The sequence below is a fragment of the Kitasatospora sp. NPDC004745 genome (assembly GCF_042873275.1).
In the GTDB taxonomy this organism is placed as follows: domain Bacteria; phylum Actinomycetota; class Actinomycetes; order Streptomycetales; family Streptomycetaceae; genus Kitasatospora.
In genome coordinates, this window is the sequence record NZ_JBIALK010000010.1 from 20,914 (window position 1) to 45,782 (window position 24,869).

27 protein-coding genes are annotated in these 24,869 nt (G+C 74.3%); 10 read left to right on the forward strand and 17 right to left on the reverse strand.

All coding sequences use genetic code 11. From position 1 onward, the window contains the following. Positions 1 to 92 precede the first annotated feature (92 nt). The 6 genes from ACFYUY_RS18350 (at position 93) to ACFYUY_RS18375 (ending at position 6,010) form a co-directional block, all read left to right on the forward strand. A complete protein-coding gene (locus ACFYUY_RS18350; RefSeq protein ID WP_360211850.1) occupies positions 93 to 1,238 on the forward strand; it encodes an MBL fold metallo-hydrolase in 1,146 nt (381 codons plus the stop codon). Positions 1,239 to 1,374: 136 nt separating this feature from the next. After that, positions 1,375 to 2,928: a TldD/PmbA family protein gene (locus ACFYUY_RS18355; RefSeq protein ID WP_360211894.1), complete on the forward strand. Its 1,554-nt coding sequence runs from the start codon at positions 1,375 to 1,377 to the stop codon at positions 2,926 to 2,928. Then, positions 2,928 to 4,325 (forward strand): metallopeptidase TldD-related protein, encoded by a 1,398-nt coding sequence (locus tag ACFYUY_RS18360; protein ID WP_360211848.1) that lies wholly within the window; start codon positions 2,928 to 2,930, stop codon positions 4,323 to 4,325. Before ACFYUY_RS18355 ends, ACFYUY_RS18360 begins: the two co-directional genes overlap by 1 nt. Positions 4,326 to 4,357: 32 nt before the next feature. Next, entirely contained in the window at positions 4,358 to 4,906 is a 549-nt protein-coding gene (locus ACFYUY_RS18365; RefSeq protein WP_360211892.1) for an RNA 2'-phosphotransferase, read from the forward strand. Positions 4,907 to 5,094: 188 nt separating this feature from the next. Beyond that, positions 5,095 to 5,487, forward strand: coding sequence for a DUF3099 domain-containing protein (locus ACFYUY_RS18370; RefSeq protein ID WP_387901631.1), 393 nt, complete (start codon positions 5,095 to 5,097; stop codon positions 5,485 to 5,487). Positions 5,488 to 5,764: 277 nt separating this feature from the next. Further along, positions 5,765 to 6,010: a hypothetical protein gene (locus ACFYUY_RS18375; RefSeq protein ID WP_360211844.1), complete on the forward strand. Its 246-nt coding sequence runs from the start codon at positions 5,765 to 5,767 to the stop codon at positions 6,008 to 6,010. A gap of 7 nt (positions 6,011 to 6,017) precedes the next feature. Here the strand turns inward: ACFYUY_RS18375 and moaA are convergent, their stop codons facing one another. The 4 genes from moaA to ACFYUY_RS18395 form a co-directional block, all read right to left on the reverse strand. Then, positions 6,018 to 7,007, reverse strand: a complete 990-nt coding sequence (gene moaA, locus ACFYUY_RS18380; protein ID WP_360211842.1) for a GTP 3',8-cyclase MoaA — start codon at positions 7,005 to 7,007, stop codon at positions 6,018 to 6,020. 78 nt (positions 7,008 to 7,085) lie between these two features. Then, positions 7,086 to 8,690, reverse strand: a complete 1,605-nt coding sequence (locus tag ACFYUY_RS18385; RefSeq protein ID WP_360211840.1) for a cation acetate symporter — start codon at positions 8,688 to 8,690, stop codon at positions 7,086 to 7,088. Next, positions 8,687 to 9,043, reverse strand: coding sequence for a DUF485 domain-containing protein (locus ACFYUY_RS18390; RefSeq protein ID WP_360211839.1), 357 nt, complete (start codon positions 9,041 to 9,043; stop codon positions 8,687 to 8,689). Before ACFYUY_RS18390 ends, ACFYUY_RS18385 begins: the two co-directional genes overlap by 4 nt. A gap of 263 nt (positions 9,044 to 9,306) precedes the next feature. Next, entirely contained in the window at positions 9,307 to 10,350 is a 1,044-nt protein-coding gene (locus ACFYUY_RS18395; RefSeq protein WP_360211837.1) for a zinc-dependent alcohol dehydrogenase family protein, read from the reverse strand. Positions 10,351 to 10,508: 158 nt separating this feature from the next. Between ACFYUY_RS18395 and ACFYUY_RS18400 the strand changes: the two genes are divergently transcribed. Further along, positions 10,509 to 11,504: a DEDDh family exonuclease gene (locus ACFYUY_RS18400; RefSeq protein ID WP_360211835.1), complete on the forward strand. Its 996-nt coding sequence runs from the start codon at positions 10,509 to 10,511 to the stop codon at positions 11,502 to 11,504. A gap of 31 nt (positions 11,505 to 11,535) precedes the next feature. Continuing rightward, on the forward strand, positions 11,536 to 12,336 hold the full coding sequence (locus tag ACFYUY_RS18405) for an SURF1 family protein (protein ID WP_387901636.1): 801 nt from the start codon (positions 11,536 to 11,538) through the stop codon (positions 12,334 to 12,336). Positions 12,337 to 12,376: 40 nt separating this feature from the next. Here the strand turns inward: ACFYUY_RS18405 and trxA are convergent, their stop codons facing one another. Both trxA and ACFYUY_RS18415 read right to left on the reverse strand, forming a co-directional pair. Further along, positions 12,377 to 12,709: a thioredoxin gene (trxA, locus tag ACFYUY_RS18410; RefSeq protein ID WP_360211831.1), complete on the reverse strand. Its 333-nt coding sequence runs from the start codon at positions 12,707 to 12,709 to the stop codon at positions 12,377 to 12,379. Between the two features lie 3 nt (positions 12,710 to 12,712). Beyond that, a complete protein-coding gene (locus ACFYUY_RS18415; protein WP_360211829.1) occupies positions 12,713 to 13,141 on the reverse strand; it encodes a MerR family transcriptional regulator in 429 nt (142 codons plus the stop codon). 167 nt (positions 13,142 to 13,308) lie between these two features. Here ACFYUY_RS18415 and ACFYUY_RS18420 point away from each other — a divergent pair, with 167 nt between their 5' ends. After that, entirely contained in the window at positions 13,309 to 14,076 is a 768-nt protein-coding gene (locus ACFYUY_RS18420; RefSeq protein ID WP_387901640.1) for an SDR family oxidoreductase, read from the forward strand. Between the two features lie 56 nt (positions 14,077 to 14,132). On the opposite strand, the gene ACFYUY_RS18425 is transcribed toward ACFYUY_RS18420, so the two are convergent. The 9 genes from ACFYUY_RS18425 to ACFYUY_RS18465 form a co-directional block, all read right to left on the reverse strand. Next, positions 14,133 to 14,777, reverse strand: a complete 645-nt coding sequence (locus tag ACFYUY_RS18425; RefSeq protein WP_360211824.1) for an alkaline shock response membrane anchor protein AmaP — start codon at positions 14,775 to 14,777, stop codon at positions 14,133 to 14,135. After that, complete coding sequence (locus ACFYUY_RS18430) at positions 14,774 to 15,562, reverse strand: DUF6286 domain-containing protein (RefSeq protein WP_387901642.1); 789 nt, start codon at positions 15,560 to 15,562, stop codon at positions 14,774 to 14,776. The genes ACFYUY_RS18425 and ACFYUY_RS18430 overlap by 4 nt, the downstream gene beginning before the upstream one ends. After that, positions 15,559 to 15,909 carry a hypothetical protein gene (locus tag ACFYUY_RS18435; protein WP_387901645.1) on the reverse strand — a complete coding sequence of 117 codons (351 nt, stop codon included), beginning with the start codon at positions 15,907 to 15,909 and terminating at the stop codon, positions 15,559 to 15,561. Before ACFYUY_RS18435 ends, ACFYUY_RS18430 begins: the two co-directional genes overlap by 4 nt. Next, on the reverse strand, positions 15,909 to 16,100 hold the full coding sequence (locus ACFYUY_RS18440; protein WP_063349611.1) for a hypothetical protein: 192 nt from the start codon (positions 16,098 to 16,100) through the stop codon (positions 15,909 to 15,911). The genes ACFYUY_RS18435 and ACFYUY_RS18440 overlap by 1 nt, the downstream gene beginning before the upstream one ends. Positions 16,101 to 16,154: 54 nt before the next feature. Beyond that, positions 16,155 to 16,661, reverse strand: coding sequence for an Asp23/Gls24 family envelope stress response protein (locus ACFYUY_RS18445; RefSeq protein ID WP_360211815.1), 507 nt, complete (start codon positions 16,659 to 16,661; stop codon positions 16,155 to 16,157). A gap of 148 nt (positions 16,662 to 16,809) precedes the next feature. After that, positions 16,810 to 17,616 (reverse strand): enoyl-CoA hydratase/isomerase family protein, encoded by an 807-nt coding sequence (locus ACFYUY_RS18450; RefSeq protein WP_360211812.1) that lies wholly within the window; start codon positions 17,614 to 17,616, stop codon positions 16,810 to 16,812. Positions 17,617 to 17,859: 243 nt separating this feature from the next. Beyond that, the gene (locus tag ACFYUY_RS18455) at positions 17,860 to 18,093 is read right to left on the reverse strand and encodes a helix-turn-helix domain-containing protein (RefSeq protein WP_030059940.1); all 234 of its coding nucleotides are present in this window, start codon (positions 18,091 to 18,093) and stop codon (positions 17,860 to 17,862) included. Positions 18,094 to 18,420: 327 nt separating this feature from the next. Beyond that, the gene (gene abc-f, locus ACFYUY_RS18460; protein WP_360211809.1) at positions 18,421 to 20,019 is read right to left on the reverse strand and encodes a ribosomal protection-like ABC-F family protein; all 1,599 of its coding nucleotides are present in this window, start codon (positions 20,017 to 20,019) and stop codon (positions 18,421 to 18,423) included. 205 nt (positions 20,020 to 20,224) lie between these two features. Further along, complete coding sequence (locus tag ACFYUY_RS18465) at positions 20,225 to 21,247, reverse strand: hypothetical protein (RefSeq protein WP_360211806.1); 1,023 nt, start codon at positions 21,245 to 21,247, stop codon at positions 20,225 to 20,227. A 359-nt stretch (positions 21,248 to 21,606) separates the two neighbouring features. Here ACFYUY_RS18465 and ACFYUY_RS18470 point away from each other — a divergent pair, with 359 nt between their 5' ends. Next, the gene (locus ACFYUY_RS18470) at positions 21,607 to 22,854 is read left to right on the forward strand and encodes a glycosyl hydrolase (RefSeq protein ID WP_387901650.1); all 1,248 of its coding nucleotides are present in this window, start codon (positions 21,607 to 21,609) and stop codon (positions 22,852 to 22,854) included. Positions 22,855 to 22,873: 19 nt separating this feature from the next. Here the strand turns inward: ACFYUY_RS18470 and ACFYUY_RS18475 are convergent, their stop codons facing one another. Together ACFYUY_RS18475 and ACFYUY_RS18480 are read right to left on the reverse strand one after the other, a co-directional pair. Next, on the reverse strand, positions 22,874 to 24,034 hold the full coding sequence (locus ACFYUY_RS18475) for a GNAT family N-acetyltransferase (RefSeq protein WP_360211800.1): 1,161 nt from the start codon (positions 24,032 to 24,034) through the stop codon (positions 22,874 to 22,876). Continuing rightward, positions 24,031 to 24,846, reverse strand: coding sequence for a Wzz/FepE/Etk N-terminal domain-containing protein (locus ACFYUY_RS18480; protein WP_387901653.1), 816 nt, complete (start codon positions 24,844 to 24,846; stop codon positions 24,031 to 24,033). The genes ACFYUY_RS18475 and ACFYUY_RS18480 overlap by 4 nt, the downstream gene beginning before the upstream one ends. Positions 24,847 to 24,869 lie beyond the last annotated feature (23 nt).

Here is a 24,869-nt window from a genome sequence, read left to right on the forward strand (position 1 = left end):
GGCGCACCCGTTGCCCCCGTGGTGCGGACCGACCCGGGACCGGCCGTACCGCCTCCCCCCGTGAGTCCCGGCGAGGAACGAAGGCAGGGCGCATGACCAAGGCACGGCCCGGGAGCACCCCCCGGCGCGGACGACTGCTGGCCCTGACCGCCCTGGCGGCCGGCCTGGGAGCGGCCGCCTGGTCGCTGCGCGACCTGCCGGCGGCGTTCGGGCGCCGGCCCGACGGCGAGCGCGAGGAGCGGGTGCGCGACTCCCCGCAGTACCGCGACGGCGTCTTCCACAACGCCCCCTCGACCCTCGCCCGCGCCGCCGCCGGGCCGGGCTTCGACCGCGGGACGGCCCGGCGGATGCTGTTCGAGCGCGAGGGCCGCGTCCCCGCCAACCCGGTGCCCACCGTCCGCCCGGCCGGGGCCGCGGACGCCTGCGCCGAGGGGGTCGCGATCACCTGGTACGGGCACGCCTCGGCGCTGGTCGAGATCGAGGGCGCCCGGGTGCTGCTCGACCCGATCTGGAGCGATCGCTGCTCCCCGTCCGCGCACGTCGGGCCCAAGCGGCTGCACCCGGTGCCGGTCGAGCTGGAGGAGCTCCCGCAGGTCGACGCGGTGCTGATCTCGCACGACCACTACGACCACCTGGACATGGCGACGGTCAAGCGCCTGGTGCGCAGCCAGTCCGCGCCGTTCGCGGTGCCGCTGGGCATCGGCGGCCACCTGCGCCGCTGGGGCGTCCCGGAGCACCGGATCATCGAGCTGGACTGGGACGAGACCTGCACGCTCGGCGAGCTGGTGCTCACCCTCACCTCCGCGCACCACTTCTCCGGCCGCGGCCTGACCCGCAACACCACCCTGTGGGGCTCCTGGGTGATCGCCGGCCCGACCCGCAAGGTCTTCTACACCGGCGACTCCGGCTACTTCGAGGGCTACGCCAGGATCGGCGCCCAGCACGGCCCCTTCGACGCCGCACTGGTGCAGATCGGCGCCTACGACGCGGCCTGGGCCGACATCCACATGACCCCCGAGGACGCCGTGCTCGCCCACCGCGACCTCGGCGCCGGCCTGCTGGTGCCGGTGCACTGGTGCACCTTCAACCTCGGCCTGCACCCGTGGGCCGAGCCGGTGGAGCGGCTGCTGGCCGAGGCGAAGACGCAGGCCGTCCCGCTGGCCGTGCCGCGCCCCGGCGAGCGGGTCGACGTGGACAACCCGCCGGAGCTGGACGGCTGGTGGGAGGCGGTCGGCTGACCCGGCCGGCATGACGGCGGCGCACCGGTCGAAATGCGCTGGCCGAAACCCCCTGGACGGGCCATGATGCGGTGCGGGCGCCCCTGTGCGGCGCCGCACCGTCACCCTCCGCGACCAGGGAGCCCGATTGCCTCCGATCCCTCCGGCCGACAGCGTCGGCGCCCCGCACGGGCGCGCCGTCGACCCGCTGTTCCTCGAGCTGCCGCTGCGCACCCTCGCCGACGCCGCCCTCACCCGGGCCCGCGAACTCGGCGCCGGCCACGCCGACTTCCGCCTGGAGCGGGTCCGCAGCGCCTCCCGGCGACTGCGTGACGCCCGCCCGGCCGGCACCTCCGACAGCGTGCAGCTGGGCTTCGCCGTCCGGGTCCTGCTGGACGGCGCCTGGGGCTTCGCCGCCGGGGTCGACCTCACCCCCGCCGCGGCGGCGAGGGTGGCCGAGCAGGCCGTCGCGGTGGCCCGGCTCTCCGGGGGGATCAGCCGGACCGCGGGCTCCACCGAGCGGGTCGAGCTGGCCGACGAACCCGTCCACCGGGACGCCACCTGGGTCTCCTCCTACCGGGAGAACCCCTTCGAGGTGCCGGACGCGGAGAAGACGGCGCTGCTCGCCGACTGGAGCGCGCGGCTGCTGGCCGCCGAGGGCGTCTCGCACGTCCAGGCGAGCCTGCTGACCGTCCAGGAGAACAAGTTCTACGCGGACACCGCCGGCACCGTCACCACCCAGCAGCGGATCCGGCTGCACCCGACGCTGGAGGCCACCTCGGTGGACGAGCGCACCGGGGCCTTCGACTCGATGCGCACGCTGGCCCCGCCGGTCGGGCGCGGCTTCGAGTACCTGCGCGGCACCGGCTGGGACTGGGACGCCGAGCTCGCCGAACTGCCGTCCCTGCTCGCCGAGAAGATGCGGGCGCCCAGCGTCGAGGCCGGCCGCTACGACCTGGTGATCGACCCGTCCAACCTCTGGCTGACCATCCACGAGTCGATCGGCCACGCCACCGAGCTGGACCGCGCGCTCGGCTACGAGGCCGCCTACGCCGGCACCTCCTTCGCCACCTTCGACCGGCTGGGCTCGCTGAAGTACGGCTCCGAGCTGATGCACGTCACCGGCGACCGCACCGCCGAGCACGGCCTGTCCACCATCGGCTACGACGACGAGGGCGTCGCCACCCAGTCCTGGGACCTGGTCCGCGACGGCATCCTGGTCGGCTACCAACTCGACCGCGGCATGGCGCGGTTGAAGGGCTTCGAGCGCTCCAACGGGTGCGCCTTCGCGGACTCCCCGGCGCACGTGCCGGTGCAGCGGATGGCGAACGTCTCGCTCCAGCCCGCCGCGGGCGGCCCGGACACCGAGGGCCTGTTCGCCGGGGTGGAGAACGGCCTGTACATCGTCGGCGACCGCTCCTGGTCGATCGACATGCAGCGCTACAACTTCCAGTTCACCGGCCAGCGCGCCTACGCCATCCGCAACGGCGAACTCGCGGGCCAGGTCAAGGACTTCGCCTACCAGGCGACCACCACCGACTTCTGGGGCTCGATGACGGCGGTCGGCGGCCCGCAGACCTACGTCCTCGGCGGCGCCTTCAACTGCGGCAAGGCACAGCCCGGCCAGGTCGCGGCGGTCAGCCACGGCTGCCCGTCGGCGCTGTTCCGCAACGTCAACGTGCTCAACACCCAGCAGGAGGCGGGTCACTGATGACCGCGATGCAGCCCCACGAACTCGTCGAGCTGGCACTCGGCCTCTCCCGCGCCGACGGCTGCGTGGTGATCGCCGACGAGGAGTCCACCGCCAACCTGCGCTGGGCCGGCAACGCGCTGACCACCAACGGCGTCACCCGCGGCCGCAGCCTCACCGTGATCGCCACGGTGGCCGGCGCCGAGGGCACCGCGTCCGGCGTGGTCTCCCGCGAGGCCGTCGCCCCGGAGGAGGTGGAGGGCCTGGTCCGGGCCGCCGAGGAGGCCGCCCGCGCGGCCGGCCCGGCGGAGGACGCCCAGCCGCTGCCCACCGGGCGGCCGTCCTCGCCGCACTTCACCGAGCCGCCCCGCGAGACCTCGATCGAGGTGTTCGACGCCTTCGGTCCGGCCCTCGGCGAGGCCTTCGCCCGGGCGGCCGCGCAGGGCGAGCTGCTGTACGGCTTCGCCCGGCACGAGATCGTCACCAGCTACCTGGGCACCTCGACCGGCCTGCGGCTGCGGCACGACCAGCCGACCGGCATGGTCGAGATCAACGCCAAGACCGCCGACCTGTCCGGCTCGGCCTGGGCCGGCGCCGCCACCCGGGACTTCACCGACGTGGACGTCGCCGCCCTGCACACCGAGCTGACCAAGCGCCTCGGCTGGGGCGCCCGCCGGGTGGACCTGCCGGCCGGCCGGTACGAGACGCTGCTGCCGCCCTCGGCGGTGGCCGACCTGATGATCTACATGCACTGGTCCTCCGGCGGCCGGGATGCCCACGAGGGCCGGACGGTCTTCTCCCGGCCCGGCGGCGGCACCCGGATCGGCGACAAGCTCGCCGCCCTGCCCCTGACGCTGCGCTCCGACCCGGCCGAACCCGGCCTGGAGACGGCCCCGTTCGTCCTCACCCACTCCACCGGCGGCGACTCCTCGGTCTTCGACAACGGTCTGCCGATCACCGCCACCGAGTGGATCCGCGAGGGCGCCCTGGCCGACCTGGTCACCAGCCGGCACTCCGCCGGCCTCAGCGGGCTGCCGCTGCGCCCGGCCGGCGACAACCTGGTGCTGGAGGCGGCCGACCAGGACGCCGCGCCGACCCTGGACGAGATGATCGCCCGCACCCGGCGCGGCCTGCTGCTCACCTGCCTCTGGTACATCCGCGAGGTGGACCCGGCGACGCTGCTGCTCACCGGCCTGACCAGGGACGGCGTCTACCTGGTCGAGGACGGCGAGGTCGTCGGCGCGGTCAACAACTTCCGGTTCAACGAGTCCCCGGTGGACCTGCTGGGCCGGATCACCGAGGCGGGCCGCACCGAACGCTGCCTGCCCCGCGAGTGGAACGACTACTTCACCCGCACCGCGATGCCACCCGTGCGTGTCGCGGACTTCAACATGAGTTCGGTCAGCCAGGCCTCATAGCCGGCGGCCGACGGGGGGATACGAGAGACATGATGGACGAGAAGCGGCTGGTCAAGACGAGCAAGATGCTGTCGCGCATCCTGCGGCACGACCCCGACCGGGTGGGCATCACCCTGGACGGGGCCGGCTGGGTCGGCATCGACGTGCTGCTCGGCGCGCTCGCGGCCAAGGGCAACCGGCTGACCAGGGCCGAGCTCGACCACGTGGTGGCCACCAACAACAAGCGCCGCTTCGGCTACTCCGCGGACGGTCTCTCGATCCGCGCCAACCAGGGGCACACGGTGGCGGTCGACCTCGGTCTGTCCGCCACCGTGCCGCCCCCGGTCCTGTACCACGGCACCGCCGACCGCCACCTGGCGTCGATCTTCCACGAGGGCCTGCGCCCGATGGCGCGCCAGGACGTCCACCTGTCCGCGGACACCGAGACGGCGGTGCGGGTGGGCGCCCGGCACGGCCGCCCGGTCGTGCTCACCGTGAACGCGGCCGCGATGTCGGCGGCCGGCCACGAGTTCCGGATCAGCGACAACGGGGTCTGGCTCACCGACGCCGTCCCCCCGCAGTACCTCTCCCGACGGCCGTGACGGCCCCGGCCGCCGGCCCCGCCGGGCCCGGACGCGCCGCCCGCCCTCCCCGACTGCGCCGGACAGGCCAGTAGCAGACCCGACCGGGTGGGCCCCGCCCACCCGGTCTCGTCGCCGCCCGCGCCCGGGCGTACCGTGAGGAGGCCGCGCGGCGAGGCGCGCGGGTGCGTGGACGAGGGCGGTAGGACATGGGCAAGGGCGCCGGCGGTGGGCAGGTCCACCGGATCACGGAGGCTCGCAGCAGCCTCACCGAGGACGTCCGCGGGCGGCAGCGCCGCTACGTGGTCTCCATGCTGCTCCGGACGGTCTGCGTGCTGCTCGCGGTGGTGCTGTGGGACGTCCAGCGCTGGCTGGCGTTCGGGGCGCTGGCCGGCGCCGTGCTGCTGCCCTACTTCGCCGTGCTGATAGCCAATGCCGGCCGGGAGCGGGCCCCCGGTCTGCCGAGCACCTTCGACATCCCGGCCGACACCCCGCTGATGCTCGGCCCGGGCGGGACGGGTGGGGCGGGTGCGGCGGGTGCGGCCACCGGTGCGGCAGGGGCCACGGGGGCTGCCACCGATCCTTCACAGAACGCGGGCTGAGCGCCCGGTTCACGGGGGTTGCTGGCGGTTCGGCTCAGGGAAAGCTCAAAAGAAGCTCAGATTAATCATGCAGGACCTCCCCAAGCGGGCCCCCCGGCGTGACATACTGCGTACGCGCTCCGCATCCCCCGTCGGAGCGACGGACCGACGCCGGGCGGCTCCCCCCGTGGCTGCCCGGCGTCGCCATGCCCCGATCCGGACGGCCCCGACCCGGGCGGCCGGAGGCACGTGAAAGACTGGCGGTGCAGACCACCCGCCAACGTTCGAGGACGGCCCGATGGACACCCCGCAGACCCCGATCTGCTCCGCCAAGGGCTGCCGGGCGGACGCCCTCTGGGTGCTGGCGTGGAACAACCCGAAGCTGCACACCCCGGACCGCCGCAAGACCTGGCTCGCCTGCGAGGAGCACCGCGAGTCGCTGTCCCAGTTCCTGGGGGTGCGCGGCTTCCTCAAGGAGGTCGTCGCCTTCGCCGACTGGACTCCCGAGACCTCCGAGACGTCCGGGACCTCCGAGGCCTCCTGACGCCGGCTCAGCCGCCGATCGCCGACATCGGCCGCTCGGGCTGGTGGAACTCCGGGTCGTCGATGCCGGCCCCGGCCTTCTTGCCCCACATCGCCGCCCGCCACAGCGCACCGAGCTCGGCGTCGTCCGCGCCCGAGCGCAGGGCGGTGCGCAGGTCCGTCTCCCCGGTCGCGAACAGGCAGTTGCGCACCTGACCGTCGGCGGTCAGCCGGGTCCGGTCGCAGGCCCGGCAGAACGGGCGGGTGACGGAGGCGATCACGCCCACCCGGCCCGGGCCGCCGTCCACCACCCAGCGCTCGGCGGGCGCCGCACCGCGGCGCGCGGAGGGCTCGGGCGTGAGCGTGAAGCGCGCGCGGAGCAGGTCCAGGATCTCCTCGGCGGTGACCATCGAGGAGCGGTCCCAGCCGTGCTGGGCGTCCAGCGGCATCTGCTCGATGAAGCGGAGCTCGTAGCCGCGCTCCAGGCACCAGGACAGCAGGTCGGCCGCCTCGTGGTCGTTGACCCCGCGCATCAGCACCGCGTTCAGCTTGACCGGCGCCAGCCCGGCCGCCTCCGCGGCGGCCAGTCCGTCCAGCACGTCCTGGTGGCGGTGGCGGCGGGTGAGGGTGTGGAACACCTCCGGGTCGAGGGTGTCCAGGGAGACGTTGACCCGGTCGAGCCCGGCCGTGCGCAGTGCGGTGGCCGTCCTGGCCAGGCCTATGCCGTTGGTGGTGAGGGAGAGCTCGGGGCGCGGCTCCAGCTCGGAGCAGGCCGCGACGACGGCGACCAGCCCGGGGCGCAGCAGCGGCTCGCCACCGGTGAAGCGGACCTCCCGGACGCCCAGGTCGCGCACGGCGACGGTGACCAGCCGGACGATCTCCTCGTCGGTGAGCAGGTCGGGCTTGGCCAGCCACTGCAGGCCCTCCTCGGGCATGCAGTAGGTGCACCGCAGGTTGCACCGGTCGGTGAGGGATACCCGCAGGTCGACGGCCTGTCGTCCGAAGGTGTCGAGCAGCACGTGCGTCCCTTCCCGAGAATGCGGCCGGCCCGGCCACCGTCACGGCGGGGCCGGGCCAGCATAGTCATCCCCGGATGATCAGTGGGCGCCCAGCCCGGTCAGCGAGCGGACCTCCAGTTCAGCGTACTTCGCCGGGTCGGCTCGTTCCTTCGACAGCAGGGTGCCGATCCACCCCGCCAGGAAGCCGACCGGGATGGAGACCAGGCCGGGGTTCTCCAGCGGGAACCAGTGGAAGTCGGAGTGCGGGAAGAGCGACTTCTCCCCGCCGGAGACGACCGTGGAGAAGACCACCAGCAGCACCGAGCTGATCAGGCCGGCGTACACCGAGCTGACCGCGCCGACGGTGGTGAAGCGCTTCCAGAACAGCGAGTAGAGCAGGGTGGGCAGGTTCGCCGAGGCGGCCACCGCGAAGGCCAGGGCGACCAGGGCGGCGGTGTTGAGCTTGTCCGCGAAGAGGCTGAGCACGATCGAGACGGCGCCGATCGCCACCGCGGCCCACTTCGCCGAGCGCACCTCCTCCTTCTCGCTGGCCTTGCCGCGGCGGATCACGTTGGCATACAGGTCGTGTGCGAAGGAGGCCGAGGAGGCCAGGGTCAGACCGGCGACCACGGCGAGGATGGTGGCGAACGCCACGGCCGAGATCACCGCGAGCAGGACGGCGCCGCCGGTGGTGCCGACCCCGCCGAGCGCCTCGGCCAGCTGCGGGGCCGCGGTGTTGCCGGCCGGGTTGGCCGCCTTGATCGCCTTGGAGCCGACCAGGGCCGCGGCACCGAAGCCGAGCGCCAGGGTCATCAGGTAGAAGACGCCGATGATGCCGATCGCCCAGAGCACCGACTTCCGGGCGACCTTGGCGGTGGGCACGGTGTAGAAGCGGACCAGGATGTGCGGCAGGCCCGCGGTGCCGAGCACCAGCGCGATGCCGAGGCTGATGAAGTCGAGTTTGGCGGTGCCGCTGCCGTACTTCTGCCCCGGCTGGAGGAAGGCCTCGCCCTTGCCGCTGGCGCTCGCCGCCGCGCCCAGCAGCTCGGAGGGGTTGAAGTGGTACTTGGCGAGCACCATGACGGTCATCAGCGCGGCGCCGGCGATCAGCAGCACCGCCTTGACGATCTGCACCCAGGTGGTGCCCTTCATGCCCCCTATCACCACGTAGACCACCATCAGCGCGCCGACCGCGACGATGGTCCAGCGCTTGGCCGCGTCACCGTTGACCCCGAGCAGCAGGGCGACCAGCGTCCCGGCGCCGACCATCTGGGCGAGCAGGTAGAAGATCGACACCACGATGGTGGAGACGCCGGCCGCGGTGCGCACCGGGCGCTGGCGCATCCGGAAGGCGAGCACGTCCGCCATGGTGAACCGGCCGGAGTTGCGCAGGGGTTCGGCGATCAGCAGCAGCGCGACCAGCCAGGCGACCAGGAAGCCGATCGAGTAGAGGAAGCCGTCGTAGCCGGCCAGCGCGATGGTGCCGGCGATGCCGAGGAAGGAGGCGGCGGACATGTAGTCGCCGGAGATGGCCAGGCCGTTCTGGAAGCCGGTGAAGCCTCGACCCCCGGCGTAGAAATCGGCGGCGCTGCGGGTCTGCCGTCCGGCCCAGACGGTGATGCCCAGGGTGGCCAGGACGAAGAGCCCGAACAGGGTCATCGTCAGGCCGCGGTGCTCGGTGGCGGAACTGGCGAGCAAGGTCATTCGGCGGACTCCCGGGGGGCGTGGACGACGGCGCCGTGGGCCTCGCGGATCGCGGCGGCGGGCGGGTCGATCCGCCGGTCCGCGTAGCGGGCGTACCAACCGGCGATGACGAAGGTGGTGACGAACTGCAGGAGCCCCAGCACCAGGGCCACGTTGACGTGCCCGAGGACCTTGGTGCCCATCAGGCCCGGGGCGTAGCAGGAGAGCAGGACGTAGAGCAGGTACCAGAGCACGAAGCCGATGGTGACCGGGAAGGCGAAGCTCCGGAACGAGCGCCGTAGGGCGCGGAACTCCGCACTGTCATCGATGAGTTGGACATCCGTAGGGGCAGTGGTGATCGGCGGCGAATCCACTCTCTGGTCTCCTCACTCCTTCGGCGTAGCGGTCGCACATGAGGAACGATCCGACGTGAGGGGCGTCACATTCCGTGTGCGCGCCGCGCAATGCTAGGAGCGTCGTGCCCGCCCCGAAAGGGGTTGACCGCGATCAGCCAGCCGTTCACCCCCTCGCACTATCCAATTGGCCGAAAACCACCACTCGCGTCACGTCCGGCACACCACCCGCACACGCGGAAGGGGTGGCACCGCCCAGCGGTGCCACCCCTTCTGACGCATCGTCAGAACGCGATGCGGACCTTCAGCGCCGACCGGTCGTCCATCGCCCGGTAGCCGTCCGGGACGCCGTCGAGGTCCACGGTGCGGTCGAAGACCAGGCCCGGCTCGATGGCACCGGACAGGACGTCGGGCAGCAGCTCCGGGATGTAGGCGCGGGCCGGGGCGACCCCACCGTTCAGCGAAACGTTTCGGCCGAACATCTGACCGATGTCGACGCCCGCGCTGCCGCCGTGCGGAACGCCGACGTAGCCCACCGCACCGCCGTCCCGGGTGATCGACACGGCCGTGCGCATCGACTCCTCGGTCCCGACCGCCTCCAGCACCGCGTGCGCGCCCTGCCCGCCGGTCAGCTCCTTCACGGCCTCGATCGCCGCCTCGCCGCGCTCGGCCACCACGTCCGTCGCGCCGAAGCGCCGGGCCAGATCGGTCCGGGCGGCGTGCCGGCCCAGCGCGATGATCCGGCCCGCGCCCAGCCGGTGCGCCGCCAGCACGCCGCACAGGCCCACCGCGCCGTCACCGACCACCGCGACCGTCGCGCCCGGGCGGACCCGCGCCGACACCGCCGCGTGGTGCCCGGTGGCCATCACGTCCGACAGCGCCAGCAGGCCCGGCAGCAGCTTCTCGTCGCCCGCGGCCTCCTTCGGGAGCTTCACCAGCGTGCCGTCGGCGAACGGCACCCGCACCGCCTCGCCCTGACCGCCGTCCGACCCGACCTGGCCCCAGAACCCGCCGTGCGGGCAGGAGGTCTGCAGGCCCTCCCGGCAGAAGTCGCAGCTGCCGTCCGACCAGACGAAGGGCGCCACCACCAGGTCCCCGGGCGCGAAGCCGCGCACCTCCGCACCGGCCTCCTCGACCACGCCGAGGAACTCGTGCCCGATCCGCTGCCCCGCCACCCGCTGGGCCACCCCGCGGTACGCCCACAGGTCGCTGCCGCAGATGCAGGCGTTCACCACCCGGACCACCACGTCCGTCGGGTGCTGGATCACCGGGTCCGGGACCTCTTCGATCCGGATGTCGTTGGGGCCGTGGATCACGGTGGCGCGCATGGGTGTTCGTCCTTACGGAGACGGCCGTCAGGGGTGTCGGCGGCCTGGGGATCGGGGTCGACCGGATGTACGACACCGATGCGGACCACTCTATTCCGGCCGGTCGGCGGCAACATTTCGACCGGGGCGGTGCCCGGCGGCGCTTATCCTGTTGGACCATGCAACCGATCCAGCCCGAGACCCACGGCGCGCCGCGGACCGCCCCGGTCCCCGCCCAGCGCTCCGCCGACCCCTCCCCGGGGTTCGCGGTGGTCGACGTCGAGACCACCGGCCTCGGCCGCTCGGACCGCGTCATCTCGGCGGGTGTCTACCAGCTGGACCACGACGGCGAGGTCACCGACCACTGGTACACCCTGGTCAACCCCGAGCGGGACCCGGGCCCGGTCTGGATCCACGGGCTCACCGCCGAGCTGCTCGACGGCGCCCCGACCTTCCCGCAGATCGCCGACGACTTCGCCGACCGGCTCCGCGGCCGCGTGCTGGTCGCCCACAACGCGCTCTTCGACTGGAACATGATCTCCCGCGAGTTCTCCCGGGCCGGCCTGCGCGCCCCGGTCGAGCAGCGGATCTGCACCATGGTGCTCTCCCGCGACCTGCGCCTGCCGCTGCCCAACGGCAAGCTGTCCTCGCTGGCCGCCCACTTCGGCGTCCGGCAGCAGCAGGCGCACAACGCCCTCGACGACGCCCGGGTGCTCGCCGAGGCGTTCCGCCCCAGCCTGCGGCTGGCCCGCCTCGGCGGAGTCCCGCTGCCGCTGCAGACCTGCGTCGCCGTGACCGACCTCGGCGAGGAGGAGCCCGCCGCCCCCGGCCGCGCCTCCTGGACCGGCGCCGCCTACCGCCAGGCCAAGAAGCGCCCGCCCTGCCCGTACCCCAACCCGGGGCGCTGGGAGGACGGCAAGCCGCTCGTGCAGGGCATGCGGGTGGCCTTCACCGGCGACACCGCCACCGACCGCGAGCTGCTGGAGGACCGCGCCGTCGAGGCCGGCCTGCACATCGCCACCTCGGTGAGCCGGCTCACCAGCCTGCTGGTCACCAACGAACCCGGCAGCTGGAGCGGCAAGGCCCGCCGGGCCCGGGAGGTCGGCACCCCGGTGGTCGGCGAGGACGCCTTCCTGCAGCTGCTGCGCGAGGTAGCCCCGCACCCCGGTGCGTGAGCCCGTTGTGAGGTCGGCGTACCGTGCCCATGTGTACCGTTTTCTGCTGACCCGGCAGTGGCTGATCACCATGCTGATCGCGTTGCTGCTGATCCCCGCCACGATCGAGCTGGGCTTCTGGCAGCTCCACCGCCACGAGGCGCGGGTGGCCCGCAACGAGCTGATCGGCAGGGCCCTCACCGCCGCCCCGGTGCCGTTCGACACCCTGTCGACCGCGCCCGGCACCGCGGTGCCCAAGGACCTCACCTGGCGCGCGGTGACGGCCACCGGTCGGTACGACACGGCGCACGAGTTCGTGGTCCGCAAGCGGACCGACAGCAACGGCACCATCGGCTACTTCGTGGTCACCCCGTTGAAGCTCTCCGACGGCCGGGGCGACGTCCTGGTCAACCGCGGCTGGGTCGCCTCCGGCGACGACGCCACCGCCTACCCGCCGGTCCCGGCCGCCCCGGGCGGCGAGGTCACCCTGACCGGCCGGCTGCGCGCCGACGAGACCAGCGCCGGCAGCGGCATCAGGGACCGGGCCGGACTGCCCGACCGCCAGTTCAACCTGATCAGCACCGCCCAGCAGGCCGAGGACACCGGCACCACGCTGCTCGGCGGTTACCTGGAGCTCACCGCCACCGCACCGGCCCCGGCCGACCAGCCCCAGCTGATCCCCGAGCCCAACCACTCCGACATCGGCCCGCACATGGCGTACGCGATCCAGTGGTGGCTCTTCACCGCGATGATCCCGGTCGGGGTCTGGGTCCTGGCCCGCCGCGAGGCCAGGGACCGCGCCAAGCAGGCCGCCGAGGCCGCGGCCCCGGTCGAGCCCGTCCCGGCGGCCTAGCCGGGCGCCGCCGCTCCTGATCGCCGCCGGCCGGGCCGGTTCACAGGACGTCGGCCAGCTCGCGCAGCAGCCGCGCCTTCGCCCGGGCACCGACCACCGAGCGCACCGGCTCACCGGCGCGGAACACCATCAGCGTCGGCATCGACAGCACCCCGTACGCCGCCTGGGTGCGCGGATTGTGGTCCACGTCCAGACTGACCACCCGCAGCCGGTGCGCCTCCTCGCGGGCGATGTCCGCCAGCACCGGCGCCATCATCCGGCAGGGCGGGCACCAGTCCGCCGTGAAGTCCACCAGCACCGGCCCCTCGGCCTGCAGCACCTGCTCGGCGAACGTGTCGTCCGTCACCGCCGGCACTCCGGGAATCCGCACCATCGTCTACTCCTCCACCCACTCGGTCGACAGTCCACACTGCGGCGGCCGCTGCCCGGAGGCCTCGGCCGCGAGCCCGTCCCGGGCCCTGACGGCCCGCTCGAACTGCCCGGCGACCCGCTCCCGGGCCTCCTGCAGCCGGGCGATGCACTCGTCCAGCTCGGCCAGCTTGCGCCGGTACACCTCCAGCGAGGCCGGACAGGAGTCCCCCTCGGGGTGGCCCGCCTGCAGGCACTCCACGAAGGGCCGGGTCTCCTCGAGGCCGAACCCGGCGTCCTGCAGGGTCCGGATCTGCCGCAGCAGCCGCAGGTCCCGCTCGTCGTACGCCCGGTACCCGTTGCCCGCCCGCCGGGCCGGCAGCAGACCGAGCTGCTCGTAGTACCGCAACGCCCGCGTGGTCGTCCCCGCGCGCTCCGCCAGCTCCCCGATCCGCATGCCCGCCCCCGCTCTCCCGACCGCCTCCGCGCGCCGCCACGTCCGACGGTAGACCTTGACGCCGACGTCAACGCCAGCGCCTCGGGCGCCCTCCCCGCCTCCGCGGCGGCACCACCGACCCACCCCGCCTGCTGTCCCGGTCACCCGCCACCCGGCAGGATGGGCCCATGGATCTTGGACTGAAGGACAGGGCGTACGTGGTCACCGGCGCGACCCGGGGCCTCGGCCTCGCCAGTGCCCGGGAGCTGGCCGCCGACGGCGCGCGGGTGCTGGTGAGCGGCCGGAGCAAGGAGTCGGTGGACGCGGCCGTCGCCGAGCTGGACTCCCTCGGCGGCGGGCGCGCCCACGGCCTGGTCGCCGACAACGCCGACCCGGCCACCGCCGGGCGCCTGGTCGCGGAGGCGACCGCCCACTTCGGCCGGCTCGACGGCGTGCTGATCAGCGTCGGCGGCCCGCAGGCCGGCCAGGTGGTCGGCGCGCCCGAGGAGGCCTGGCGGGACGCGTTCGAGTCGGTCTTCCTCGGTGCCCTGCGGATCGCCCGCGCGGCCGCCGAGGCGCTCGGCGAGGGCGGCGTGATCGGCTTCGTGCTCTCCGGCTCGGTGCGCCAGCCGATCCCCGGCCTGGGCATCTCCAACGGCCTGCGCCCCGGGCTGGCGATGGCCGCCAAGTCCCTCGCGGACGAGCTGGGCCCGCGCGGCATCCGGGTGGTGGGGCTGCTCCCGGCCCGGATCGACACGGACCGCGTCCGCGAGCTGGACTCCCTGGGCGGCGATCCGGACGGCGCCCGCGCCCAGGCATCCGCCGCGATCCCGCTCGGCCGCTACGGCACCCCGGAGGAGTTCGGCAAGGTCGCGGCCTTCCTGCTCTCCCCCGCCGCCTCCTACCTGACGGGCGTGATGGTGCCCGTGGACGGCGGCGCCCTGCGCACCCTCTGAGGAGCGCTCGGGGCGCGGGGCGGCCGCCCGGTCGGACGGGCCCCCGCGCCTCCGGCTCACTCCACCCGAGGGTGCCCGCGGCGCCGACCGCGGCGCCGCGCGGGCTCGGTCGGGGCGGCCTGGAGGACCCTGATCCGCAGGTCGGCCGGCAGCTCCGGCAGACCGAGACTGCTGCAGGCGTCCGCCCTGGGGCCGGTCTCGAAGTGTTCGACCAGCGCCGCCGGGTCGCCGCCCGGGGTGAGCCGGACGGCGCCGCGCAGCCGGTGGCGGCCGGACGCCCGCACCAGGTGCACCCCGGCCCGCTCCACCTCGGGGAGAGTGGCCGTCCCGGTCTCGAGCGCCTCCTCCAGCGCCCGGGTGCGGATCCGCAACCGCAGACCGGTGGCACCGGGCGTCGGCACGGAGATGTCGCCCGGGCCGCTGCGCCGCAGCTGGGCCACCAGCCACCAGGCGGTGCCGACGACGATCACGGTCAGCCCGCCGATGACGACGGGCCACCACCAGACGGCGCCCGACCAGCGGCCGCGCGCGGCGGCACTGAGCACCGGCCGGCCGGGCGCGGCGAGGGGCCACCTGCCCGGCGGGTGGACACCGAGCCGCCCGTACAGGTCGAGCCCTCCGGCGAGGACCAGGAGCCCGACGGCCAGCAGCACCGCGCCGACCACCCCGAGCAGCACCCGGTTGACGGTCGTCCGTCTCATCCCGCGGCCCCCGTTCCCGTTCCCGTCCCCGGAGTCTCCGTCTCGGGCATCTCCGTCCCCGTCTCGGACGTCCCCGTCCCCGGAGTCTCCGTCTCGGACGTCCCCGTCTCCGGCTCGGGCGCGACGTCCCGTGCCGCTCCGCCTGCCGACCGGACGTCGAGCTGCGGCGGCCGGGCCAGGGTCACCCGGGCCAGCTCGTCGCGCAGTTGTCGCTCCACCAGCGCCGGATCGGCGCTCCCGGTGAGGGTGACCCGGATCCGCCGGCGGCTGAGACGGATCTTCAGGTGGTCGACGCCGGGGAGCCCGGCGGCCCGGTCGGCGAGCAGGTGTCCGATGCCGGCCCGGTCGATGGTGGCACCGGTCCCGCCGTGCGGGCGCAACGGGAGCCAGCGTCCGAGCCCGGGGGCGAGGGCGAGCCAGAGCAGGGTGCCGCCGATCAGCGCGGCGACGCCGGCGCCCACCAGGACCCACGGGTCGTCCAGGTGCCGGGTGGCCAGTTCGTCGGCGATCCGGGCACGCCACCGCCGGGCGGGGAGCCCGGCGCGGACGGCGATCACGTCGTAGAGCAGTGCCCCGGCGACCACCAGCACGACGGTGGCGACGATCACCGCCGCGGTGGTCCGGGGTGCCCGCGGCCGCCGCACCCTGGGCGCCGCCTCGTCCTCCGGGCCCCCCGGGCCGTCCGGCGGCGCCTCCGGAGGCCCCTCGGCCACCGGGCCCTGCACCTGCACCGGCCCGTCCGCGGTCCCGCCGGCCGGCCGGCCCCCGGGCTCGTCCGCGGTCACGACGCTCCCCCGGCGACCAGCCGTTCGACGACGACGACCACCTCGGAGACCCTGGTCCCGGTGAACCCGGCGACCTGGGCGACGACGCGCTCGCGCACGGCCCGGGCGAGCGCGGCGAGGTCGGCGGGGAAGGGCAGCTCGACGGCGACCCGCACGGTCACGGTGCTGCCGGGCGTGGCGACCGTGACGCTCGGCGGCGCGCCCTCGGCGCTGCGGCCGGTCCAGACGTCGGCGAGCGCCTCCCGGGCGGCGCGGGCGGCGATCCGGGCGTACACCCGGTCGGCGATCCGCAGGCGCCCCCGGACGGCGGGTTCACGGCGGCGGGCGGCGGGGGCCGGGGCCGCCATCAGCGGCGCCGGTCGCGGCCGCGGAGCAGGTCGCCGAGGTCACCGAGTTCGATGTCGCCCTCCAGGAGGCGCCCGGCCACGAAGCCGACCAGCCCGAGGGCGGCCACCAGCAGGAACGCCGCGAACCCGCCGAAGTACCCGGCGAAGCCGAGGGCCATGCCCACCACCAGGCCGACGATGGCCAGGTTCATCCGCTCACTCCTCGTCTCCCGCTGCCGCCCGCCGTCGGGCGCCGCCTGAACCCGCTATCTGAGCTTGGGCCGCTGCCCCGCCGGAACGGTCTCCTCTTCCTCCTCCTCGACGTCCGGCTCGTCGGGGAGGTGGACGTCGTTGACCGCGATGTTGACCTCGACGACCTCGAGGCCGGTCATCCGCTCGACCGCGTCGATGATGTTCTCCCGCACCTGACGGGCGAGTTCGGGGATGACCACGCCGTACTCGACGACCAGCGCGATGTCGATGGCGGTCTGCTTCTCGCCGACCTCGGCCTTGATGCCCCGCCCGATGCTGGACTTGCCGCCGGGCACCCGGTCGCGCATCGCGCCGAAGGTGCGGGCGAGGCCGGAGCCGAGGGCGTGGATCCCGGAGACCTCGCGGGCGGCCATGCCGGCGATCTTCTCGACCACGCCGACGGCCAGGGCCGTGCGGCCCCGTTCGCCGACCGCCCTCCGGCTCTCGGCCGCTGCGGGGGCGGCGGGGGCGGCGGCTCCGGCGTTCTTGTGCATGGTGGCGGGTGTCGGAGTGTCAGGCATGGGGCGGGTCTCCCGTCGTCACGGCTCCAGCTATATCGCAGATCCCCCCAACTCTGGCATTTCGCCACGTTTCGCGCCCGCCGGGAACGGCGGAGGCCCGGCTCCCGGGTGGCGCCCCGGGGCCGGGCCTCGTTCGAACGGCCGAAGGTCAGTCGCCGATCCCGGCGAGGTCGCGCAGTCGGCGGGCCTGCGCCGCCCGCTCGGCGGCGCGCTGCTCCTCGAAACTCCGCCCGGAGGCGCCCTGGAGCAGGGCCTTGGTCTCGGTGACGGCGTTGCGCGGTGCGGCCAGCAGCGCGGCGGCGAGGTCGCGGGCGGCGGCGTCCAGCTCGGCGCCGGGCACGGCCAGGTTGGCCAGCCCGATCGCGGCGGCCTCCTCGGCGCCGACCCAGCGGCCGGTGGCACAGATCTCCAGCGCCCGGGCGTAGCCGACGAGCTCGGTGAGCGGCTTGGTGCCGGCCAGGTCGGGGACGAGCCCGAGCGAGGTCTCCTTCATCGCGAACTGGGCGTCGTCGGCGACGACCCGCAGGTCACAGCCGAGGGCGAGCTGGAACCCGGCGCCGACGGCGTGGCCCTGGACGGCCGCGATGGAGATCAGGTCTGGGCGGCGCCACCAGGTGAAGGCCTCCTGGTAGAAGGCGATGGTGTCGTCGAGCTCCTGGTCCGGCGCGGCGGCGAGCCGGAGGAAGTTGGGCTCGCCGGGGATGCCCTCGGGGGTGAACATGGCGCGGTCGAGGCCGGCCGAGAAGGAGACGCCCTCCGCTCGCAGCAGGACGACCCGGACGGTGCCGGGCAGGTCACGGCCGGCGGCGGCGAGGGCGCGCCACATGGCGGGCGACTGGGCGTTGCGCCGCTTGGGCTGACACAGGGTGACGACGGCGAGCTCGCCGTCGATCTCCAGGCGGACGCCGTCCTGCTCCCAGCTCGGGGCCTGCGGGTCGGTGACGGGGGCGGTCATGCGGGGACCTCCGGTGGCGAGGGGCTTGACTACCGGAGAGTAACAAACCCGGGGGCGCGGCGGCAGGCCACCGGCAGGGAAAGATCGGGGCACGAAAAATGCCCGGGGGCGGTCGACACCCCGGGCATGACGATCGGCGGCCGGTCCACTCGACCCGAGGGCGGACGCCCAGCTGACGGTCAGCTGTCGTCTCCTCGGCCGGCGCCCTGCCGCCGCGTCATCCAGCCATGTGCTGACGGACCGTCAGGAACCGGCCCCTGCAGTCGCCTTGTTCTTGCCCCGCGTGGCACCGCCGCGGCCCCGGAGGATCACTCCGGACTCGCTCAGCATCCGGTGCACGAAGCCGTACGAACGACCGGTCTCCTCCGCGAGAGCGCGAATGCTCGCCCCGGAGTCGTACTTCTTCTTGAGATCGGCCGCGAGCTTCTCACGCGCGGCACCGGTCACCCGGCTGCCCTTTTTCAGAGTCTCGGCCACCCGTGCCTCCTCGTAGCGTTGCTCGGTCAGATTCCCATGATCACCCATCCACCGCGTCCTGGCCACCCATTCGACAAGGTCGATGTCGGGAATGTGCCGTCCTACGGTGGTGATCCGAGCGCACCAGGGCGCTCACGCAGAGTGCACGCCCCCGGGCGGGTTGCGCCGACCGCCGTGAAAGGGCTGATCAGCAGTGTCGGCCCGACCACGATCGAGTGGCGGGCCGACAGGAAGTCCTTAAACGGAATCCAGGCCTACTTCATTCCCGGACACGCCGTAAGGACTAGTTTTTCTGGTCCGAAAAGAGGATCCCGTGTCTACTGCCGGTCAGGCGAGCGAGACCAGATCGGCGTAGGCCGGGCTCCAGAGGTCCTCGACCCCGTCCGGCAGCAGGATGATCCGCTCCGGCTGGAGCGCGTCCACCGCGCCCTCGTCGTGGGTGACCAGCACGACCGCGCCGGAGAACTCGCGCAGCGCGCCCAGGATCTCCTCCCGGCTGGCCGGGTCGAGGTTGTTGGTGGGCTCGTCGAGCAGCAGCACGTTGGCGCTGGAGACCACCAGCGAGGCCAGCGCCAGACGGGTCTTCTCACCGCCGGAGAGCACCCCGGCCGGCTTGTCCACGTCGTCGCCGGAGAACAGGAAGGAGCCGAGGATCTTGCGGATCTGGACCAGGTCGGTGTCCGGGGCCGAGGAGCGCATGTTCTCCAGCACCGTGCGGTCCGGGTCCAGCGTCTCGTGCTCCTGGGCGTAGTAGCCGATCTTCAGGCCGTGGCCCGGGATCACCTCGCCGGTGTCCGGCTGCTCCACCCCGGCCAGCATCCGCAGCAGGGTGGTCTTGCCGGCGCCGTTGAGGCCCAGGACGACGACCCGCGAGCCGCGGTCGATCGCCAGGTCCACGCCGGCGAAGATCTCCAGCGAGCCGTAGGACTTGGACAGGTCCGCGGCGGTCAGCGGGGTCTTGCCGCAGGGCGCCGGGTCCGGGAAGCGCAGCTTGGCGACCTTGTCGCTCTGGCGCACCTGCTCCAGGCCGGAGAGCAGCTTCTCGGCGCGGCGGGCCATGTTCTGCGCGGCCACCGTCTTGGTCGCCTTGGCGCGCATCTTGTCGGCCTGCGCGTTGAGGGTCGCGGCCTTCTTCTCGGCGTTGGCCCGCTCGCGCTTGCGGCGCTTCTCGTCGTCCTCGCGCTGCTGCTGGTACTGCTTCCAGCCCATGTTGTAGACGTCGATCGCGGAGCGGTTGGCGTCCAGGTAGAAGACCTTGTTGACGACCGTCTCGACGAGGTCGACGTCGTGCGAGATGACGATGAAGCCGCCCTTGTAGGTCTTCAGGAAGTCCCGCAGCCAGGCGATCGAGTCGGCGTCCAGGTGGTTGGTGGGCTCGTCGAGCAGCAGCACGTCCGAGTCCGAGAAGAGGATCCGGGCCAGCTCGACGCGGCGGCGCTGACCACCGGAGAGGGTGTGCAGCTGCTGGTTCAGGATGCGGTCCGGCAGGCCGAGCGCGGCGGCGATGGTGGCGGCCTCGGCCTCGGCGGCGTACCCGCCCTTGGTGAGGAACTCGGTCTCCAGCCGGGCGTACTTCTTCATCGCGGTGTCGCGGGTGGCGCCCTTGCCGTTGGCCATCCGGTCCTCGTTCTCGCGCATCTTCTTCAGCACGGTGTCGAGGCCGCGGGCGGAGAGGATGCGGTCCTTGGCGAGGACGTCCAGGTCACCGGTGCGCGGGTCCTGCGGGAGGTAGCCGACCTGGCCGGAGCGGATCACCGTGCCGGCGGCGGGCAGGCCCTCGCCGGCCAGCACCTTGGTGAGGGTGGTCTTGCCGGCGCCGTTGCGCCCGACCAGACCGATCCGGTCGCCGGCGGCGACCTTGAAGCTCGCGGACTCGATCAGGATCCGGGCACCGGCGCGCAGCTCGAGGGCGTTGGCGGAAATCATGGCGGTGGACTACTCCTGGGACGTGGGCGGGCGGCGGGCGGGGCCCGGGGCCGAGCAGCGGGAAAGGGGCTTCGTCGGTGTTCGGCACGGCGCGGAGCGCGGCGCCGCAACGCCTGCTAGTGCCCGGAGAAGTCAGCCATGGCGGCAAGTCTACCGGGCCGCGCGGGAACGCCCCGGGGCACCGCCTCCACCGCCGGCGCCGGTGCTACTGCTGCGGCTGCTGGGACGGCTGCGGCGCCTGCGACGACTGGTCCTGCACCGGCGGCTGGGCGGCCGGCTGGTCCGGCACCGGGACGTCCGTCGACGGGCTCGCCGCCGGGTCCGCGCAGCCGCCCTGCGGGCGCACCGCCGCGAACGGGACGGACGGGCTGCCGCAGGCCGCCTCGGGGGCGGCCGCCTTGGTGTCGAAGACCCGGGGCGGCACGATCGGCCCGTCGGTGATCAGCACCCGGCTGCCGTCCAGCGCCTTGATGGCGGCGGCCGGGCCGGTGTTCAGCTGCCAGCCGGTGCTGTCCAGCCGGTAGCCGCTGATTCCGCCGGAGACGGCCTGCCCGGAGCTGTTGGTGCAGCTGCGCGGCACCAACACCGCGTACTCGGTGCCGACGGTGCGCAGCGGGTCGTAGACGCAGTTGCCGGGCGGCTTGGAGTTGTAGCGCAGGTCGCCGTCGGCCTCGCGCAGGCCCATGGTCAGGTTCGGGGTGACCACCGCCACCCAGGCGGAGCCGCCCTGCTGGACGGTGTGCATCGCCGCGGCGGCGCGGTCCTGGGCGAGCTGTCTGCGCTGCTCGTCGGTCCGCTTGTCCGCGCCCGGCTCGCCGTCGCCGCGCAGCCAGTCCGCCAGGCCGGGCACCGCCCGGTGCCAGCGGACCTCGTGGTCGCCCGGGCGCACCGAGGTGATCAGCCCGTCGTCCCACACCACGACGGCGTTGTCGCCCGCCATCGACAGGTACAACGCGGTGGCGCCCTCGCGGCGGTAGGACCAGGCCTGCTCGCCGGTCGCGCGGTGGAAGGCCTCCAGCCCGGGGCCCACCTTCAGCTCGAGGTCGGCCGAGCTCAGCGACTGCGAGTTCACCGGCGTGGCCTCCGCGTCCCCGGGGCCCGCCACCCGGTCGCCGAACGGCACCGGCTTGTTCGCGTGGGCCGCCGCTCCGGCCGCAAGGACCAGCATCACCGCCAGGGCAGGCAGGATCGAGCGGGGGGTCAGTACACGCAGCGGCTTCCAGGACACGGCCGGAGCGTACCCGGCACCGGGCACGCGAGTCAGCCTGGAATCGCCCGCCGTCCGCACTGCGGACCGCGCGCAGGGGCGTGCGCGCCCTCCCCGCGCACCCGCCCGCCGACCTGCGCCGTCGGGGGCGCGGCCGGGTCGCCGACCGCTCCGGAGTCAGGCCCGGAGGGTCGGATCGACCGTTACAGAGCTGATACACGCGGTGCACCCGGGTGGCCGCTGCGGCAGACGGCGTTCGAATGGCGCCCACTTTAGGGTGACATTCGGCTTTTCCGACGCCCGCCGGGCCTACTGTCGGCGAGCGGGGCGCCACGGTCCGTCCACCGCGCCCCCGCCCCGCGACGCCCGGAGGAGAGACCATGCGAATCGGCCGCCTGACGCTGGCCGCCGCCGCGCTGCTGCTGCTGGCCACCGCCAGTGTCCCGACCGGGACCCCGCTCAGCCAGACCGAGCGGCACTCCCTCTCCTCGGACGCCTTCGAGCCGCGCGGCGCCGCGCCCCGCCCGGCCGTGCAACGGCCCCGGCACGAGCCCCCGTTCGGTGCCTTCGTCGGCTCCTGGGACAGCTACATCCCGCAGATCGGGCGGTACGCGCAGTGGCTGGGCGACGCCAACCTCCAGGTCGGCCACACCTATCTGGCGGGCAACAGCTGGGCCGACGTCGAGGGCGAGCCGGTGGTGCTCGGCATGTGGTCGCAGTGGCGGCTGGCCGACCCGTCCAGGACGCTCGTCCTCGGCGTCCCGATGCTGGTGCCCAACGAGGCGAACGTGCCGGACGGCGAGGTCGCGAAGCTGCTCGCCCAAGGGGCGCGGGGGGACTTCGACCGGCACTTCCTGCGGCTCGCCCGCAGGCTGGTCGCCCTCGGCGGCGCGGACACCGTGCTCACCCTCGGCTGGGAGATGAACGGTGTCACCTACACCCACCGCTGCAAGCCCGACCCGAGCGCCTGGAAGGCCTACTGGCGGCGGATCGTCGGCGTGATGCGCTCGGTGCCCGGGCAGCGGTTCCGCTTCGACTTCACCCCGAACCGGGGCCTGGACGCCATCCCGTGGACCAAGTGCTACCCCGGCGACGACGTGGTCGACATCATCGGCATGGACAGCTACGACCAGCCCGCCGGGGGCACCTTCGACGAGTACGTGCGCGAGCCGTACGGGCTGCAGGACCAGGTGGAGTTCGCCGCCAGGCGCGGGAAGCCGGTCTCGTACCCGGAGTGGGGGCTGTTCCGCAACGGCGACAACCCGGAGTTCGTGCAGCGGATGGTCGAGTGGATGCGCACCCACGACACGGCCTACCAGACCATCACCGACTACTGCCCGCACGGCTTCTTCCAGTGCGACCGCAACCCGCGCTCGGCCGACCGGTTCAAGCGGCTGATGTCCGGCTCGAAGGGGGCGCCGGCGGTGGTGCCGACGGCGTCCGCGGCCCCCACCCCGCCGAACCGGCCCGCCCAGCCGGGGACGCCGACCGCGGCCACGAGCCCTGCGGCGAGCCCGGCCGCGGCCACCGGCCCGGGCCCCTCGCCGAGCCCGTCCACCGCGGCCACCGGCCCGGCGGCCGACCCGTCGCCCCGTCCGTCGGCCGCCGGGACGCCCGCGCGGCGGTGAGCCCCGGGGGCGGGCCCGGTCAGCCTCGGCGCCGGGCCAGCAGGGTCTCCTTGAGCCGGGGGAAGCGGGTGCTCAGCACCTCCGCCGCCGTCTGCCGGGCGCGCACCGCGCCGGCCCGGGCGGCGGCGGCCGGGGCCGGCCCGGGCGGGCCGAACAGCAGCCGCTGGTTGGGCAGTCGGTCCGGCCGCCAGCGCTGCTTGTAGGGCTCCTGGCCGCGCAGCAGGCCGAGCACCGGAATGCCCGCGCCGACCGTCTCGTCCAGCGCCGCGCCGAACAGCAGCCCGGCGATGTCCAGCCGCTCGCGCAGCAGCGGGTGCGCGCCGTACAGGTAGAGGCCGCCGAAGGACGGGCAGAGCAGCAGCAGGTTCACCGCGACCAGCTCGCCGTCCAGCCGGAACTGGTGGACGGCCGCCCGGCCGGTGGCGACCAGCCCAGTGGTGGACTCGGTCAGGTGCCGGGCGAACCGTTCGGTGCGGTGCTCCGGCGTGACGCCCCGTTCCTGCCACTGCTGGAAGTGCAGCCGCAGCAGGTGGCGCAGTGCCTCCGGCACCTCGGCGGGCGGCGTCGAGGAGACCTCCACCCCGGCCTCGGCGATCTTGCGCAGCTTGACCCGGCTGCGCTGCGCGGTCTTCCCGGGCACCCGCTTGAGCAGCCGCTCCATCGGGACGGCCGGCAGGTACTGGCAGAGCGAGTCCTGGTAGCGGCGGCGCCCGCCGCGCCAGTGCTCGTACACCCGCTGCACCGCGGCCTCGGGGTGCACCTCGCGCAGCTCCAGGCAGTGCCACGGGCGGGTGAGCGGGAGGGCGGCGGCGAACTCGGCGGCGGCCCGGTCGGCGCAGTCGTCGTCGAGCAGCACGTCGGTGTAGTCGGCCAGCCCGGCGCCCAGGCCGGTCAGGCCGCCGAGCGGGCCGCCGCGGCGCATGAAGGCGCCGGCGCCGACCAGCCGGCCGTCCCGGCGGACCAGCACCACCCGCAGGCCGCCGGGGCTGCCGTAGTGGCGCCACCAGGAGCGCTGCCAGTCGACGGCCTGGAAGAAGGTGGCCGTCCGGCAGCGGGCGGCCAGGTCGTCCCACTCCTCGGCGAGGGAGTCCAGGGCGTCGTCCTCGCGGCGCAGCTCGGTGGTCCACACCGGCGCCGGTGCCCGGTGCGGCAGGCCGGCCCGCCGGGTCTCGGTGCTCATCGCGGGCTCCCGGCGGCGCTCTTCGCCTTGGCCGGGGGCTCCGCGACCGTCGCGGCGGCCTTCGCGGGGGCCTCCGCGGGGGTTTTCTCCGCAGACTTCCCTCCGGACTTCTGCGCGGCCTTCTGCCCCGTCTCCTCCGACGCTGCGGCGCCGGCGGCCGCCGGCTCCTCGGTCCGCGGCCGGGGGGTGGTCGAGCGGTCGGCCGGGGCGGCCGGCGTCGCCGGGGCCTCCGGGGCCGGCGGCTCGGCGTCCGCCCCGCCGCGGCGGCGGGTCATCATCACCAGCGCGCCGATCAGCAGGCCGGCCGCTCCGCCGACCGCGACGTCCAGGCGCCCGGACGGGGTGGTCGGCTTGTCCGGCTCGGCGGCCGGCGCCAGCGTGACCAGCCGGACGTTGGTGTCCCGGCTGCTCGTGTTGGCGAAGGAGACCAGCGAGCGGGCCACCGCGTCGGCGGTCCGGGAGGCCTCCTGCGGCCGGGTCCCGGTCCCGGTGATCTCGATCATCGGGGCGTCCGGGGAGGTCGTCCCGTGCACCAGGGACTCCAGCTCGGAGCGGGTGTGGCCGGTCTCGGCGGCCGCCACGGCGAGCACCTGCGGCTGGCCCGCCAGCCGTCCGTACGCCTGGGCGAAGTTGGTCGCGGTGGCGGCCTCCCCCGGGCTCTCCGGCACCACGAGGACGTAGGCGCTGGCCGCGTAGGAGGGGTGCGAGACGACGGCGTACCCGGCTCCGGCCGCGGCGCCCAGCGGCACCGCGAGCGCCACCGGCCACCAGCGGCGGACCAGGTGGCGGGCGCTTCGGCGCGGTGTGGTCATGGGTGTGACTCCTTGGGAATGTG